The following is a 16,083-nucleotide window of genomic DNA, read 5'->3' on the forward strand; positions in this document are numbered from 1 at the left end:
ACCTCACCTTATTTATAATTTACCACATATCCCCACTATCCTCCACTAATTCTGTAAAATATCTTAAAATTCTTTTTTCTATACAAAAAAACCCTATTTTATCATTTCGATAAAATAGGGCTAATGCCTGATTTATTAAGGTTTTACAATGATTTGATCAAATGTGTATTCAAGTGGTGGATAAGTGGAGGGACTGAACACATCAATCCCAAAATCATTCATAATTTGGAGTGGATTCCAAATTCTTTCTTGCAGTCCGTGGTGAGGATGTAATACGAAATCCAATTCTCTAAATTGTCTCATGCTAATATCATTTTCTCGTTCAATATTTAATAAATAGCGCTTAAGTAAATAATCAAATTGTTTATGATGAATGTCTCTATTTTTAGTAACTAAATTTAAATTGTCTTGATTTCCTTGAACTTCATTTAATAATTGCTCATATACATTGTCATGTTTAGCTTGCAATTCTTCTACTTGTTGAATGAAGGTGTTGGATGCTTTTTCTCGTACAAATTTATTTTTGTCATCATCAATACCAGTTTGAATTACTTTTTCAACATTCAAATTGTATTGCTTCAATAGCTTTTCTGTTCTCTCCATCATATAAGTGATTTTCATACGTGGTAAAACAATAGGCATTTCAACATCTAGTAATTGGAACACACCATTTAATTCTGCCCAATACTTAATCTCACTTGGGCCACCTATGAATGCTACAGTATTGAATAACCATTCTTCCATGACTGGTCTTGTGACAACGTTGTTTGAGAATCGCTCTGGCTCAGCTTCTATCAATTCCATGAGTTCCTTTTCTGAGAAAGTGCTCTCAGACTTACTTAATTTAAAATAGTCCCCATCTCTTGTAATTAATTGTCGCATCCCATCTTCATGAAGGAATAAATGAACATTCGTGTCAGTCTGAATCATTTGTGTTAACCCAGCCTCAATAGTTTGCTCTTGTGTTTGTCTAAATGCCTGATCAATTTTAGCGTGATGATTTACAATTTCTTTTAATAATGGTTTCTCCAGTTGTCTAAGGTTATTATTTTGTGCATCAATGAGTAACAAACCGTAATCTTTAAAGACTTCATGTAATAAAGCTTTAAAGATATCTGTCCATGTATCAAACGTATTAATAATATCCACACATAAGTTATATAAAGGTTTAGAATGCTTAGTTTCTTTTAATTCTTTGAAGAAAAGATTTAATGCATTGATTAGTGCTTCCTTATCAGGTGTATATCTTGAAACATTAGTTTCTGGTGGTGTCATTGTATGATATTTAACTTTCTTTACTTGTGCCTCATTGCCATTATATGCATACGTATGATTGACTTCATCAAAGTCATGATCTTCCCCGGCAATCCAAAATACTGGTACAACCGTTTCACCGTATGCTTTAGTTAGTTGATTACTTAACGTAACAATTGAAAGTATTTTATGGAACGTATATAAAGGTCCACCAAATAGACCGGCTTGTTGACCACCGATGACTACTTTTGCACCTTGTCCAAGCGCCTCTATGTGCTCTAGTTGAGAAGTCGTTAATTTTAAATCTGCCATTTCGTCTTTAATGATTTGTGCTAATTGTTGTTCTCTACCATTATTTGGACGTTCCATTCTCGCAGTGAAGCTAGATGATGCAACAGGATCATACTGATAAAACGCTAATAATCGCTTGTCACTTTCTTTTAATTTTGAAATAAATAAATCTTTTTCTTTAAACTGAGTTACTCGACAGTCCATATCTATACTCCTTCAACATAGCTATTACTCATATAGTATAAAGATTATAGCACTATATGACAATTTTACGGCTTAAAAAATTATAAATAGTATTGTAAAAGATGTCTTTGCTAAGGAAAATATAATTGAATGAAATTTACATATTATTTAAGTTATAATAAAACTAAAGAAATAAGGGGGATAACGAAAATGAGTAAAGTTAAACATCTTGAAATTAATTATAAAACAGACGAGTTATTTGAAGCTTTTAGAGCGTTTGGAAACAAAGATTTATACATGGTAGAAGAACTACAAGGTCAAATGATAGACGCTAGTTCCGATTCACCATTCTATGGCATTTTCCATGGTGAAAACCTTGTTGCGCGTATGGCGTTGTTAAAAAAAGGTGATGTTGAGGAAATTTATTTTCCAGAATTTGATGACTATTTACTATTATGGAAATTGGAAGTATTAGAGAAGTACCAAAATAAAGGATACGGCCAATCACTCATTGATTATGCCAAATCTTATAATATGCCTATCAAAGCGATTGCACGTCAAAATTCTAAAAACTTTTTAATCAATCAAGATTTTGAAGATGTTCATGCCAAAAACCCTGAAGGCCACGATGTACTTGTTTGGTCTCCTAAATAATCGTTTCATAGCGTGAACAAAAAAGTGATTCAAATCATTTCTATATAAAAACCAAGATTCAATTACTAGAAAAAAGCCAGTAAATGTGTTTTGACTTAATTCATTTACTGGCTTTAATTTTTGAAAAACTGAGAATTAATAGCTCACTAGCACAACTTGACATATGTGTGACGTCTCTGTTCGGAACCTGCTACGTTAAGCCCCGCACTCAGCTATGTTTCATTATCCATTTCAATTAATTTAACTAATTCGTCTAATGATTTAATTTCATAATCCGGCTCTATGTTAGAGGTGTTCTTCTTGTTTCTTATATTAAACCAGCATGTAGCGATATTAGCATTTTTGCCTCCTAATATATCTGAAGTTAACGAATCTCCTACGATAATGGCACTTTCTCGTTTCGCTTCACCAATTTCATCGAACACATAATCAAAAAATTCTATCATAGGCTTTTGATAGCCTGTCTCTTCTGAAATAAACACACCCGCAAATGTATCTTTAAACTGTAATTGCGCAATACGTCTTTTTTGCGTATCAGTAACGCCATTCGTTACGATATACAGTTCATTATTTTGAGCTAAGCGATCTATGGTTTCTAAAGTTGAATCAAAGTGCTTAATAGGTGCCTTTGCTAATTCGTCTCTAAACATAATATCCGCTTGTTTACCATCAACTTCTATACCATAATGATTAAAGTATTCAATAAAACGGTGGGATAGAACTTCTTCTTTAGTAAGTTTATTTTCTTGAAATGCCTCCCAATGTGCTTGATTAATTTGTTTAAAAAATTGAAAGTCTTCAGCTGTTGGATAATGTTGATAATGCTTTGCCATATTATGAAATGCTTTATCTTCAGCATCATAAAAATCAACTAAAGTATCATCGAAGTCTAATAGAATTGTATTATATTTCATCGTTTCATCCTTACTCATTATTTACTACTATGTATTTTAACAGAAATTGATCTATAAATTAAAAAAAGACCAGAGCGCTTGCCCTGGTCCATATGACTTAAAATTTATATTAGAAACCGAAGATTTTACCTAAAGCACTAATACCGTTTTCTACGATACCTACGATGTCAGTACCCATTTTACCCCAGTCTTTATCTTGACCTGATTGAATTGCTGATGCGATAGATTCTGCTAATTTTTGCATATTTATCTCTCCATTTCTGTTTGTATATTTATGATATTAACTAAGTTTTAAAAAAAGCGTTGAATTAGAAACCAAAGATTTTACTTAATTCTGTTACACCGTTAGAAATTACATCTAAAATGCTTGTACCTAATTTAGTCCAGTCTTGGTTTTGACCTGCTTCGATTGCGCTTTTAATTGCGTTTGCGATTTTTTCCATGATTATAATCTCCTTTGTACTGTTTATTTATATTTAGATGAAATGTTTAAGTCGAAATATTAGAATCCGAATAATTTACCTAAAATGCCAACACCGTTTTCTACGATACCTACAATGCTTGTACCTAATTTAGCCCAATCTTGGTTTTGGCCTGCTTGAACTGCATCTGAGATTGCTTGTACTAATTTTGACATTTAAATCGCTCCATTTCTTTTATTTATATATTTAAACTGTAAGTTTTAAGATATTAGAAACCAAAGATTTTACTTAATTCTGTTACACCGTTAGAAATTACATCTAAAATGCTTGTACCTAATTTAGTCCAGTCTTGGTTTTGACCTGCTTCGATTGCACCTTTGATTGCGTTTGCGATTTTTTCCATGATAATAATCTCCTTTATAATGTAGATTTATATTTTGATGAAATGTTATTAGTCGAAATATTAGAATCCGAATAATTTACCTAAAATGCCAACACCGTTTTCTACGATACCTACAATGCTTGTACCTAATTTAGCCCAATCTTGGTTTTGGCCTGCTTGAACTGCATCTGAAATTGCTTGTACTAATTTTGACATTTAAATCGCTCCATTTCTTTTTAGTTAGAATATTTGAATCTTAATGCACTCGTTTGTTCGAAATACATTAAGCTATTTCTTAAAACTAAAAACGATGAATTGGTAAGTTTTTGTTTACCTATCGTTTTGATACTTATACTATATACCGATTTGTTGGTTTTGCGTTCTATCTTTCTTAACTCAAACATTAAACATCAAAACTGTAGGCATTTGATTTATTAGAATACACTTAGGCATTCATATATGTTGTACAAAATCAGACAATTCTGCAAACGTTTACAATACCTTTACATTCGCTTAAAATTAGATTATAAAAGCCTCGCTTAAACAGTTTATTTCATCAATTATAGTCCTTGCTAAGTTAATCTGTGTCTATTTTCATTCATAAAACAAAGCATAATCGTAAATAAACGCGTATTAATCAATGATCATACTAATTAAATGACATTACTTTATCAATACCATTCCTTTTCACGCATTTCATCGTACTACTATTGATAACTAACGTTGAAATTCAAAATCGGCAGATAGTATATAGAAGGTTTAACGTCTAATTTTGGTCAATTCGTTTCGTAAGAGTTACAAATGCGCATAATTAGTGAAAAATATAAACTTTTTTTATATCAAAGCTATTGATAAATAAGGTTTCTTTAGCTATAATTATTCTTGTGTTAAAAAATCATGTCCTGGTAGCTCAGCTGGATAGAGCAATGGCCTTCTAAGCCATCGGTCGGGGGTTCGAATCCCTCCCAGGACGTTATATAACTTTTGAACAAAGTCGAAAGCCCGGTATTATAGGCTTCCGGCTTTTTTATTTTCGAACAAAACAGAAGAAAACTGACCTATTTTGACACGTGCTTAACACTTTTATATCTGCTTTTTCTAATTTATCAAGCCTCAATATGATTTAAAACGTAAGTACTAAATTAATAATTGAAAGCAACCATGCGCTTATTGCTAGATAAAGTGCCGAAGTGGTTCGTTTTTACTTCTCAATTTAATACCTTCATCCTACATGACTTATTTAATTTGAATTCTGTCCTATCTAAAAATCAAAACACTTAGGCAACGACTTTTGCCTAAGTGTTTCTTTGCTAAATTTTGAATTCTATTGTTTCTATAATACGGTTGTCACGATTTCTAAAGTTTAAAATTGCATTCATATTTTGTTCATCAATGCGGAGTTCTGCAAATGTTTCTTCAATATTACTGCGCGACTGCGATATACTGCCTGGGTTAATAACGTGTACACCACTGAAGTGTTCATATTTTGCGACGTGAGTATGACCATAGAAAGCAAATTGACATCCAAGTGATTTAGCCTTCTCAGCTAAGTGCATGCGCGTTTGATTAACTGAATACAAATGGCCATGTGTATAAAAGGCTCTAATACCTTTAGCTTCTACAACTTCCTCATTTGGGAATTCAGGATAAAAGTCACAATTTCCTTTTACTCTTTTAAATAGACTTAACTCTGTGTCATTGTATTCGAATTCAGAGTCACCTAAATGTAGTAACATTTCAGCGTCTTTATGTGATTCATAAATATGGTATAAAATACCAGGTTCTGTATGATTATCACTGACGATAAGCCACTTTGTCATATTGATTCACTCTCCAAATAAGCATTTAATTTCTTAATTGCATTACCTCTATGACTAATTTCACTTTTTTCTGTTGTTGTGAGTTGTGCCATGGTTTTACCTTTTTCAGGAACATAAAATACAGGATCATATCCGAAACCATGCTCACCTTGTCTCTCAGTCGTAATTACACCAGATACTGTTCCTTTGAAAGTTTGCGTCGGCTCATTAGGTGCACTCATACTAATGACACAAACAAATTGTGCCTCACGCTCTTCAATACCATTTAAATTCTTTAATAATTTATCAATATTAGCATCATCGCTCTTGTCTAGACCTGCATATCGAGCTGAATAGACACCCGGTTCCCCATTTAACGCAAATACTTCTAAACCACTGTCGTCTGCGATAACACGTTTATTTAACACTTTTGCAGCTTCTTCTGACTTTAACCGTGCATTTTCTTCAAAAATTGTTCCAGTTTCCTCTACATCGAAATCTGCGATAAGCTCTGATATACCTATCACATTATCGTGGGGAAAGATAGATTTAAAGTCATTAATTTTACCTTTATTGTTTGTAGCGATTACGATATCTGCCATTATAATTCCTCCTCACTAAGCATCTACACTGATGCGCTCAACTTCAACATCTAATTTTAACCATTGCAAAATTATATTTTTAATATGTACGGTATCTCCAGTAGCGAAAAATCGATGCTCTGGATGGCGCGTATAACTCGCGTGTTCATTACTAAACGTTAATAAAGCACTTACTTCACGCGCTGTCTCTAGTCCAGAGGAAATAACTTTCTTCTCTCCTCCAAAGTAATCATTGATTGGTTTATATAACAATGGATAGTGTGTGCAACCTAAAATTATTGTATCTGCATCTGTATTTCTCCACTGTTTTAACGTTTGATGAATGACAATACTTGTAATGGTAGGATCATTGTAGCGCATTTGTTCAACTAACGGGACGAAACCAGGACAAGCTACGCCATATACATGCACATTAGGGTTAATGCGTTTAATATGATGTCTGTACGCTTCAGATTTTATTGTCCCTTCTGTCCCAAGAATTAAAACTTTTTGGTTCTTAGTTGTCATAATTGCCGTTCTGGAGCCTGGCTCAATAACCCCAATAACAGGAATAGGCAACACTTGTTGCAAATATTCTAATGCAACAGCAGTCGCAGTATTACACGCTATAACTAGCATTTTGATATCAAACTGCATTAGTTTGTTAGCGAGTTGTGTAGTAAATGCTTTTACTTCATCTCCAGGTCTTGGACCATATGGACATCTTGCAATGTCTCCTAAATAATATATTGTCTCATTAGGTAATTGACGCATAATTTCTTTTGCTACAGTCAAACCACCTACGCCTGAATCTATAACACCAATTGGTTTATTCATTTTCATTCATCCTTATAACACATAGTATAGTTATTTTACCATATACATGTTGAGAGTTTGACTAATCCGATTGAGTAAACGTTTTTACACATTTAAATGACAACAAAAAAGTAAGGGGTAGGACATAATTCTTTTTGAATTCATTGCCCTACCCCTTACATATGACTCGAACTGAGAAAAGTTTGATTTACACATTTTCTCAGTTCTATCAACTACTGTAAATTCGTTAAGTTGTCACTAATTATGATTTTTGCTATCTTTAACTTTTTAAAAAGTATTAATCAACTTTATGATCTGAACCGAAGAATGATTTAAACATATGGAATGTTGTTTCTCTATTCATAGCAGCGATTGACGTTGTCAAAGGAATACCTTTAGGACAAGCATTCACACAGTTTTGAGAATTACCACATTCTTGTAAACCACCGGCGCTCATTAACGCATCTAAACGTTCGTCTTTGGTCATTGCACCTGTTGGATGTAAGTCGAATAAACGAACTTGAGAAATTGCTTGGGCACCAACGAATTTATTTTTAGGTGTAACATTCGGACACACTTCTAAACAAACACCACAAGTCATACATTTAGACAATTCGTAAGCGGTTTGACGTTTTTTCTCAGGCATACGTGGTCCTGGTCCTAAATCATACGTACCATCAATTGGAATCCATGCTCTCATACGTTTCAAGTTATCGAACATTCTTGTACGATCTACTTGTAAATCACGTATTACAGGGAACGTACTCATTGGTTCTAAACGAATTGGTTGTTCTAGGTGATCAACGATTGCTGAACATGATTGTCTTGCACGACCATTGATAACCATAGAACAAGCACCACAAACTTCCTCTAAACAGTTCATATCCCAAGTAACAGGTGTTGTTTTTTCACCCTTACTATTTACTGGGTTACGTCTAATTTCCATGAGACATGCAATCACATTCATGTTTTCTTTATAAGGAATGTCGAATGTTTCTTCATATGGTTTAGAGTCTTGATTATCTTGTCGTTTAATAATCAATTTAATTGATTTTTGTTTTGGCTTTTGTTGTTCTTTCTCATTTGTTTTACTATCGTTTTGGCGAAGTTCTTCGGGAGTTTCTTTTACTGATTGATTGTCAGCCATTATTTTTTACCTCCTTTAGACTTACTTGTATAGTCACGTTTACGTGGTGGAATTAAACTTACATCGACTGGTTCATAAGTAAATTTAGGTGCTTCTTCTCTACCTTGATATTCAGCTAATGTTGTTTTTAACCACTCATCATCATTACGATCAGGGAATTCTGGTTTGTAATGCGCACCACGAGATTCATTACGATTGTATGCACCAATTGTAATAACACGTGCTAAAACTAACATGTTCCATAATTGACGAGTGAAGAATACAGCTTGGTTACTCCATGTTTGCGTATCTTCCATATCAATATTTTCATAACGTTTCATTAATTCAACAATTTTTTTGTCTGTTTCTAATAATTTATCATTTTCACGTACAACTGTTACGTTCGCTGTCATAACTTCACCAAGTTCACGGTGAAGTTTGTATGCATTTTCAGTACCACGCATATTTAATAATTTGTCAAAACGTTCTTGTTCTTCATCTACACGTTTTTGGTAAATGCTATCATCTAATTCAGTATATGTTGTTTCAACATTTTCTACATATTTAATCGCATTAGGTCCTGCGACAGTACCACCATAGATTGCTGATAGTAATGAGTTCGCTCCTAAGCGGTTACCACCATGTTGTGAGAAATCACATTCACCAGCAGCAAATAGGCCTTTAATATTTGTCATTTGATCATAGTCCACATATAAACCACCCATTGAATAGTGAACCGCTGGGAAAATCTTCATCGGTACTTTACGTGGGTCATCACCTGTGAATTTCTCATAAATTTCAATGATACCACCAAGTTTAACGTCTAATTCATGTGGATCTTTATGAGATAAGTCAAGGTAAACCATGTTTTCGCCGTTAATACCTAATTTCTGATTAATACATACATCAAAGATTTCACGCGTTGCAATATCACGAGGAACTAAGTTACCGTAATCAGGATATTTCTCTTCTAAGAAGTACCAAGGTTTACCGTCTTTGTACGTCCAAATACGACCACCTTCACCACGTGCTGACTCACTCATTAAACGTAATTTATCGTCACCAGGAATGGCAGTAGGATGAATTTGAATAAATTCCCCGTTTGCATATTTAGCACCTTGTTGGTAGGCAATTGATGCTGCTGATCCTGTATTAATCATTGAGTTTGTTGTCTTACCAAAGATGATACCCGGACCACCTGTTGCCATGATAACTGCATCTGATCCAAATGATTTAATTTCTGAAGTGGTCATGTTTTGAGCAACAATACCTCTTGCAGCATTTTCATCATCTTTGACTATACCTAAGAATTCCCATCCTTCATATTTCGTAACGAGTCCATCTACTTCGAATGAACGTACTTGTTCATCAAGTGCATACAATAGTTGTTGACCTGTAGTAGCACCTGCAAAAGCGGTTCTGTGGTAAAGTGTACCACCGAAACGTCTAAAGTCTAAAAGACCTTCTTTCGTTCTACTAAACATTACACCCATACGGTCTAATAAATGGATAATTGATGGTGCAGCTTCAGCCATAGCTTTTACTGGTGGTTGGTTCGCTAAGAAGTCCCCACCATAGACTGTATCATCAAAGTGAATCCAAGGAGAATCCCCTTCACCTTTGGTATTTACCGCACCGTTAATACCACCTTGGGCACATACAGAGTGCGAACGTTTAACAGGTACGATTGAGAATAAATCTACATGCGCACCTTGTTCTGCAGCTTTAATTGTTGACATCAGACCGGCAAGTCCTCCACCGACAACAATAATTTTTTTCTCTGCCATAGAAAAGTCACTCCCCTAAAATATATCGATCGCTTAACGTGTTTACGTAAGCTCATATGATAAGCACCTAAATCAATTACTTATCAAAAATTTCAACGTACTATATGTGATTACTATTTATGTTTTATACAAATGCGAAAATTGCTGATACACCAATGTATCCAAGAACTAAGAATACAACTAAAGAAATCCAAGTGAAAACACGTTGAGATTGTTTAGATTGTAAGAATCCCCATGTTACAAAGAATGACCATAAACCATTAGAGAAATGGAAAATAACACATAATACACAAACGATATATACAATGACCCAAAGTGGGTTTTCAAGTGTTTTGTGCATCAATTCAAAATCAACTGCTTTACCAAAGAAGTATTTTTGAATTGTCGTTTGCCATAAATGCATGAAGATAAATATAAATGTCACAATACCTGAGAATCTTTGTAATGCGAACATCCAGTTTCTAAATAATGAGTAATGGCCGATATTTTCTTTAGCTGTAAATGCAATGTGGATACCATATAGACCATGGTATAAAATCGGAATGTAAATTAATAAAAATTCAACTGCGAGTAAAAACGGAATTGATTCCATAAAGCCAGCTGCCTTATTAAAAGCCTCTGCCCCTTGTGTTGCTTGATGGTTCACAATTAAATGAACGATTAAGAATGCACCAATTGGAATAATACCTAGTAACGAGTGTACACGTCTAAGGTAGAATTCATTTTTAGACTTTGCCAAAAGGAGTCCCCCCTGTAAAACTATTAATTTAAATCGCTTATTTCTAAGAAAGTTAATTTAATCAAGTCCATATATCACATAACGATTTACTATTTTATTTAGTACTTGTCTTATTTAAGGATCCTGACATTTCTTCATCAATAGACGTTCCAATCAGAACTATGTAAACAAGTAGGACTTAAAAAAGTAAATTGAGTTCGTTATTTTTTAATGATAAATGCAAGTATTACATTAATCATTTCTAAAAACACTTTAATGATAATGTTTCTCAATTAGAAAACGCTTCCATACTTTCTTAAAAAAATAAACTTTTTGTTAACTGTATTGTAACATTTTTTATATGTTTTTGGGCTATGAGAATAATTCTCATAGCCCTTTTTTTTAATTAATTATCTGACAAAGCTTGTTGTAAGTTATGTGCAACCTTCTCAGGTAAACCTGCTTGTTTTAAGTCAGCAACACTTGCTTCCTTCATTTTCTTAATCGATCCAAACGTTCTTAATAAACGCGTCTTACGTTTACTTCCGATGCCGTCAACAGTGTCCAATACAGATTGTAAACCTGTTTTTTGGCGTGTTTGACGATGGAACGTAATTGCAAAACGGTGAACTTCATCTTGAATTCGATGTAATAAATAAAATGCTTGACTATTCTTTTTCAATGGTACAACGTCTGCTTGTGGTCCATAAAGTAATTCTGACGTTTGGTGTTTATCATTTTTTCTTAATCCAGCAACGGGAATGTCTAAGCCTAGTTCATTTTCAAGGACATCTAATACACCTGACATATGCCCTTTCCCACCATCGACGATAATTAAATCAGGCAAAGGCAATCCTTCATTCAAAACACGCGTATAACGACGACGAACGACTTCTCGCATTGACTTGTAATCATCTGGTCCATCGACCGTTTTAATTTTATACTTACGATATCCTTTTTTATCTGCTTTACCGTCAACAAAAGTAACCATGGCTGATACGGGATCTACTCCTTGAATATTTGAGTTATCAAATGCTTCAATACGGATTGGTGTTTGAATGCCCATTCGTTCTCCGAGCTCTTCAATTGCTTTTATTGTACGAGATTCATCTTTTGCAATTAGCTCGAATTTATTTTCAAGTGCAACTTCGGCATTATGATTAGCCAAATCCACCATTTCTTTTTTAGCACCACGCGCCGGTTGAACAATTTTAGTATCAACTACGGATTGAATCATAGTCTTATCTAGATGTTTAGGAACATGCACTTCTTTGGGCAGAATATGTTGGTTTAAACTATAGAATTGACCTATAAATGTATAGAATTCTTCTTCTTCAGTTTGTTGTTGTAAAGGAATCATTGTCGCATCTCTTTGTATCAAATTCCCTTGTCGAATGAAGAATACTTGAATACACATCCATCCTTTAGAAACACTATAACCAAACACATCTCTGATGGTGTTATCTGACGACATAATTTTTTGTTTTTTAGTTAAATTATGAATATGTTGTATTAAATCGCGATACTCTTTCGCACGTTCAAAGTCTAATTTTTCACTCGCATCCATCATACGATCCTCTAAATTTTTGAGAATGGTTTTATCTTCTCCATTTAAAAAGTCACTTATTTCACGAGTCATTTGTGCATAGGCTTGTTGATCTACATCATAAACACATGGTCCCATACATTGTCCGATATGGTAATAAAGGCATAATTTGTCTGGCATTTTGTCACATTTTCTAAATGGATAAATGCGATCTAATAATTTTTTAGTCTCTTGTGCTGAATAGGCATTAGGATATGGTCCAAAATATTTTCCAGTTCCTTTTTTTACGGTACGGGTAACAATTAACTTAGGGTGTTTCTCTTTAGTGATTTTTATAAAAGGATAGCTTTTATCATCTTTTAATAAAATATTATAGCGAGGTTGATACTGTTTAATTAAGTTTAGTTCCAAAAGTAGGGATTCTGTTTCACTTGAAGTGACTATAAATTCAAAATTTCGGATTTCTCCTACTAATCTTGTTGTTTTCGCATCATGTGCACCGGTAAAATAGGAACGCAATCTATTTCTTAAACGTTTCGCTTTACCAACATAAATCACTTGGTCATTCCGATCTTTCATTAAGTAACAACCCGGTTCAAAAGGAACTACACTTAATTTATCTTTTATTTTAGTTTTGTAGTCTGACAATGTATCCCCTCCTTCCTAAGAGATTAACTACATATAAAAAAGACGGAGCGATTACATTTATGTAATGCCCCAGTCTCATTAATGTTTAGAATATTCTTATAGATGTTTATCTAATACTTCAGCTAAGTTTTCTTTAGGTTGGAAACCTACTACTTTATCAACTGGTTCACCATCTTTAAATACGATTAAAGTTGGGATACTCATTACTTCAAATTTAGCTGCTGTTGATGGGTTTTCATCAACATCTAATTTTAAAATATCAGCTTTACCATCATAGTCTCCAGCTAATTCTTCTAATACAGGTGCGATCATTTTACAAGGTCCACACCAAGTCGCCCAGAAATCTACTAATTTAACGCCTGATTGAATAGTTTCATCAAAGTTTGAATCCGTTACTTTTACGATTGCCATAAATGCCAATCCTCCTTAAATTTTGAATGATGAGCAAATTATAACAGACTTTAGTGGCACGTGCATCGCAGTTGCTCATTTACTAATGATCTGTCAATAATCATCAAATCTCATTCATCTTATTTTATTTTCACTGGCTTAATTGTACGTTATTTTCTAAAAAAATCAACAACACTGCTTAGACGTCAATGTAACTTATTTAAGTTCAGCAACTGTTACGCCAAAGCCGCCCTCACTTGGCATACCGCCACGATACGATTTCACACTTTTATGTTTCTTTAAGTGGTTTTGAACGGCTTTTTGAAGTGCCCCAGTGCCCTTACCATGAATAATATAAACTTGTTCATAATTGCTGAGAACGGCTTGATCAATATATTGATCTAATTCGCCTACTGCTTCTTCATAACGATAACCACGTAAATCTAATTCCGTTTTAATCGTTTGACGATTTTGTCTAGTGACCATTTTAGATGGTTTTTCTTTTTTCTTTTTAGTCTTTTCAAGATCTTCAATAGGTAATTTCATTTTAATGATACCCATTTGAACCACTGCTTCTTCTTCATTTACGAGTTCTAAGACTTCACCTTTTTGACCATACGATAACACTTTAACCTCGTCACCTGCATGGATTTCATCATATTTTTGTTTTTGAACATTTTGTTTTAACGATTTTGCTTCATATTGATCATCTAATTGTTTCTTCTTATCGATAAGCTCATGTTCTTTAACGTCGGCACCTTTTTGATCGCGTAATGTTCTTAATTCTTTTAAGATTGAATCCGCTTCTTTAGTCGCAGATTTGACACGTTGATTTGCTTTTTCTTTCGCTTCATCCATCAATTTCTTCTCGTAATTTTTATATTGTTCATATTGGTGTTCTAAATCATCATGCGTTGTTCTCGCTTCTTTTAACAGTCTATCTAATTCAATTCGTTGTTCATCGACACGTTTTGAATTCTTTTCAAGAGATTCAATCATTGAATTTATTTCTTGTTCGTCCGTTCCAATCATCGTCTTAGCTTTATTAATAATACCTAAGCTAAGTCCTAATTTACGAGAAATATCAAATGCATTTGAACGACCAGGTACACCCATTAATAATTTATAAGTTGGGCTTAACGTATTAACATCGAATTCAACGCTAGCGTTCATCACACCTTCACGATTATAACTATATGCTTTCAATTCTGGATAATGTGTCGTAGCCATGACTAATGAGCCAATATCGCGAACGTGGTCTAAGATACTCATCGCTAACGCCGCACCTTCACTTGGGTCAGTACCTGCACCTAATTCATCAAATAATACTAAACTATTTTTATCAGTCTCTCGCAAAATTTCAACAATATTTTTCATGTGTGAAGAGAACGTTGATAATGATTGCTCAATGGATTGTTCATCACCGATATCACAATAAACATTTTCAAAGACACTTAATTGGCTACCATCTAAAGTAGGAATGAGTAACCCTGATTGCGCCATTACGATAATTAAACCAAGTGTCTTCAATGTAACTGTTTTACCACCTGTGTTAGGCCCTGTAATAATCACTGTTTCAATATCATCAATAAATTCAATCGTATTGGCTACAACCGAATCTTTATTTAAGAGCGGATGGTAAGCATTCGGTAGGTAAACCGTTCTTTCTTTATAAAATGTAGGTTTCGTTCCCTTAATTGAACGTGCATAACGCGCTTTAGCAGTTAAAAAATCAATTTGACCCATAACAGATTCAGCAATTAGGCAACCATCTGCTTCAGCAGCAACCATACCTGTTAATTCTGTCAGGATACGCTCACGTTCAACTGCTTCGTCATTTCGTAAACGGCTAATTTGATTATTCATTTCAACAATAGATGATGGTTCAATATAAAGGGTTTGACCAGAGGCAGATTGATCATGCACAATACCTTTAAAATCTTGTCGATATTCCGCTTTGACTGGAATAACATTACGATCATTCCTTACAGTAATAATCGCATCAGATAATTTCTTCTGATTAGCCTGACTCTTAACGATACGATCTAAATTTTGACGAATGCGTTGATTCGTACTTGAAATCTTGCTACGTATCCCTTGTAATTCATAACTCGCGCTATCATACAAATCATGTGTATCGCATTTTTCATTTATTTCTTGAAATAGATCTGACAAAATTGGTAATTGGTTCATTTTGTCATTCAAAATTGGATACTTAACAACGTTCTCATCTTCTTCTAACAATTGATTATAAAATGTTTTAAACTGGTTCTGAACTTGTATCAAACGTTTAACCAAATTAAGTTCTGTTACATTAAGTACACCGCCAATCGTTGCTCGATGAATTAATGGCGAAATTTTGGCTAAACCACTTAAACTTGGTAAACGATGTTTATTATAAATTTGTGATATTTCATCTGTCTCATTCATTTGAAATTCCACTGTTTCAAAGTCTGTGGCTGGAGACATCTTAGACACTTTTTCACGTCCTAAGTCACTGATTGTCTCAGAAGCAACAAATGACTTAATTTTATCAAATTCTAAGACGTCTAATGTTTTTTGTCTCATACAA

General features: G+C 33.8%; 17 protein-coding genes and 1 tRNA gene. 2 read left to right on the plus strand and 16 right to left on the minus strand.

What is annotated here, in order from left to right:
- Positions 1–135: 135 nt before the first annotated feature.
- Complete coding sequence (gene bshC, locus KA828_RS01295; protein ID WP_210125252.1) at positions 136–1,749, minus strand: bacillithiol biosynthesis cysteine-adding enzyme BshC; 1,614 nt, start codon at positions 1,747–1,749, stop codon at positions 136–138.
- Between the two features lie 189 nt (positions 1,750–1,938).
- Here bshC and KA828_RS01300 point away from each other — a divergent pair, with 189 nt between their 5' ends.
- On the plus strand, positions 1,939–2,382 hold the full coding sequence (locus KA828_RS01300; protein ID WP_210125253.1) for an N-acetyltransferase: 444 nt from the start codon (positions 1,939–1,941) through the stop codon (positions 2,380–2,382).
- 212 nt (positions 2,383–2,594) lie between these two features.
- Here the strand turns inward: KA828_RS01300 and KA828_RS01305 are convergent, their stop codons facing one another.
- The 6 genes from KA828_RS01305 to KA828_RS01330 form a co-directional block, all read right to left on the minus strand.
- Positions 2,595–3,296, minus strand: a complete 702-nt coding sequence (locus KA828_RS01305) for a YjjG family noncanonical pyrimidine nucleotidase (RefSeq protein ID WP_053029180.1) — start codon at positions 3,294–3,296, stop codon at positions 2,595–2,597.
- A 109-nt stretch (positions 3,297–3,405) separates the two neighbouring features.
- Positions 3,406–3,540, minus strand: a complete 135-nt coding sequence (locus KA828_RS01310) for a beta-class phenol-soluble modulin (RefSeq protein ID WP_075108605.1) — start codon at positions 3,538–3,540, stop codon at positions 3,406–3,408.
- Positions 3,541–3,604: 64 nt separating this feature from the next.
- Positions 3,605–3,739, minus strand: a complete 135-nt coding sequence (locus KA828_RS01315; RefSeq protein WP_070855432.1) for a beta-class phenol-soluble modulin — start codon at positions 3,737–3,739, stop codon at positions 3,605–3,607.
- Between the two features lie 59 nt (positions 3,740–3,798).
- Positions 3,799–3,933, minus strand: coding sequence for a phenol-soluble modulin PSM-beta-3 (locus KA828_RS01320; protein WP_011276028.1), 135 nt, complete (start codon positions 3,931–3,933; stop codon positions 3,799–3,801).
- 53 nt (positions 3,934–3,986) lie between these two features.
- Entirely contained in the window at positions 3,987–4,121 is a 135-nt protein-coding gene (locus KA828_RS01325) for a beta-class phenol-soluble modulin (protein ID WP_070855429.1), read from the minus strand.
- A 60-nt stretch (positions 4,122–4,181) separates the two neighbouring features.
- The gene (locus KA828_RS01330) at positions 4,182–4,316 is read right to left on the minus strand and encodes a phenol-soluble modulin PSM-beta-3 (protein ID WP_011276028.1); all 135 of its coding nucleotides are present in this window, start codon (positions 4,314–4,316) and stop codon (positions 4,182–4,184) included.
- Between the two features lie 683 nt (positions 4,317–4,999).
- On the opposite strand from KA828_RS01330, the gene KA828_RS01335 reads away from it, so the two are divergent.
- Positions 5,000–5,073, plus strand: a tRNA-Arg gene (locus tag KA828_RS01335).
- Positions 5,074–5,410: 337 nt separating this feature from the next.
- On the opposite strand, the gene KA828_RS01340 is transcribed toward KA828_RS01335, so the two are convergent.
- From KA828_RS01340 to KA828_RS01380, 9 genes are all read right to left on the minus strand, one after another.
- Entirely contained in the window at positions 5,411–5,920 is a 510-nt protein-coding gene (locus KA828_RS01340; protein WP_210125254.1) for a YfcE family phosphodiesterase, read from the minus strand.
- Complete coding sequence (locus KA828_RS01345) at positions 5,917–6,501, minus strand: XTP/dITP diphosphatase (protein WP_210125255.1); 585 nt, start codon at positions 6,499–6,501, stop codon at positions 5,917–5,919. The genes KA828_RS01340 and KA828_RS01345 overlap by 4 nt, the downstream gene beginning before the upstream one ends.
- Before the next feature lie 15 nt (positions 6,502–6,516).
- Complete coding sequence (gene racE, locus KA828_RS01350; protein WP_070855423.1) at positions 6,517–7,317, minus strand: glutamate racemase; 801 nt, start codon at positions 7,315–7,317, stop codon at positions 6,517–6,519.
- 277 nt (positions 7,318–7,594) lie between these two features.
- Entirely contained in the window at positions 7,595–8,443 is an 849-nt protein-coding gene (sdhB, locus tag KA828_RS01355; protein ID WP_210125256.1) for a succinate dehydrogenase iron-sulfur subunit, read from the minus strand.
- Positions 8,443–10,209: a succinate dehydrogenase flavoprotein subunit gene (gene sdhA, locus KA828_RS01360; RefSeq protein WP_075109223.1), complete on the minus strand. Its 1,767-nt coding sequence runs from the start codon at positions 10,207–10,209 to the stop codon at positions 8,443–8,445. The genes sdhB and sdhA overlap by 1 nt, the downstream gene beginning before the upstream one ends.
- A 124-nt stretch (positions 10,210–10,333) precedes the next feature.
- The gene (locus KA828_RS01365) at positions 10,334–10,948 is read right to left on the minus strand and encodes a succinate dehydrogenase cytochrome b558 subunit (protein WP_053029174.1); all 615 of its coding nucleotides are present in this window, start codon (positions 10,946–10,948) and stop codon (positions 10,334–10,336) included.
- Positions 10,949–11,333: 385 nt separating this feature from the next.
- Entirely contained in the window at positions 11,334–13,121 is a 1,788-nt protein-coding gene (uvrC, locus tag KA828_RS01370) for an excinuclease ABC subunit UvrC (protein WP_075109222.1), read from the minus strand.
- A gap of 96 nt (positions 13,122–13,217) precedes the next feature.
- A complete protein-coding gene (gene trxA / locus KA828_RS01375; protein ID WP_210125257.1) occupies positions 13,218–13,532 on the minus strand; it encodes a thioredoxin in 315 nt (104 codons plus the stop codon).
- Between the two features lie 195 nt (positions 13,533–13,727).
- Entirely contained in the window at positions 13,728–16,079 is a 2,352-nt protein-coding gene (locus KA828_RS01380; RefSeq protein ID WP_210125258.1) for an endonuclease MutS2, read from the minus strand.
- Between the last annotated feature and the right edge of the window lie 4 nt (positions 16,080–16,083).

This window comes from Staphylococcus sp. GDY8P85P, from assembly GCF_017892405.1.
GTDB classification, from domain to species: Bacteria; Bacillota; Bacilli; order Staphylococcales; family Staphylococcaceae; genus Staphylococcus; species Staphylococcus borealis.

Coding starts and splice junctions, on each gene's coding strand:
- bshC (WP_210125252.1), bottom strand. CDS start 1,749: ATGGACTGTCGAGTAACTCAGTTTAAAGAAAAAGATTTATTTATTTCA.
- KA828_RS01300 (WP_210125253.1), top strand. CDS start 1,939: ATGAGTAAAGTTAAACATCTTGAAATTAATTATAAAACAGACGAGTTA.
- KA828_RS01305 (WP_053029180.1), bottom strand. CDS start 3,296: ATGAAATATAATACAATTCTATTAGACTTCGATGATACTTTAGTTGAT.
- KA828_RS01310 (WP_075108605.1), bottom strand. CDS start 3,540: ATGCAAAAATTAGCAGAATCTATCGCATCAGCAATTCAATCAGGTCAA.
- KA828_RS01315 (WP_070855432.1), bottom strand. CDS start 3,739: ATGGAAAAAATCGCAAACGCAATTAAAAGCGCAATCGAAGCAGGTCAA.
- KA828_RS01320 (WP_011276028.1), bottom strand. CDS start 3,933: ATGTCAAAATTAGTACAAGCAATCTCAGATGCAGTTCAAGCAGGCCAA.
- KA828_RS01325 (WP_070855429.1), bottom strand. CDS start 4,121: ATGGAAAAAATCGCAAACGCAATCAAAGGTGCAATCGAAGCAGGTCAA.
- KA828_RS01330 (WP_011276028.1), bottom strand. CDS start 4,316: ATGTCAAAATTAGTACAAGCAATTTCAGATGCAGTTCAAGCAGGCCAA.
- KA828_RS01340 (WP_210125254.1), bottom strand. CDS start 5,920: ATGACAAAGTGGCTTATCGTCAGTGATAATCATACAGAACCTGGTATT.
- KA828_RS01345 (WP_210125255.1), bottom strand. CDS start 6,501: ATGGCAGATATCGTAATCGCTACAAACAATAAAGGTAAAATTAATGAC.
- racE (WP_070855423.1), bottom strand. CDS start 7,317: ATGAATAAACCAATTGGTGTTATAGATTCAGGCGTAGGTGGTTTGACT.
- sdhB (WP_210125256.1), bottom strand. CDS start 8,443: ATGGCTGACAATCAATCAGTAAAAGAAACTCCCGAAGAACTTCGCCAA.
- sdhA (WP_075109223.1), bottom strand. CDS start 10,209: ATGGCAGAGAAAAAAATTATTGTTGTCGGTGGAGGACTTGCCGGTCTG.
- trxA (WP_210125257.1), bottom strand. CDS start 13,532: ATGGCAATCGTAAAAGTAACGGATTCAAACTTTGATGAAACTATTCAA.
- KA828_RS01380 (WP_210125258.1), bottom strand. CDS start 16,079: ATGAGACAAAAAACATTAGACGTCTTAGAATTTGATAAAATTAAGTCA.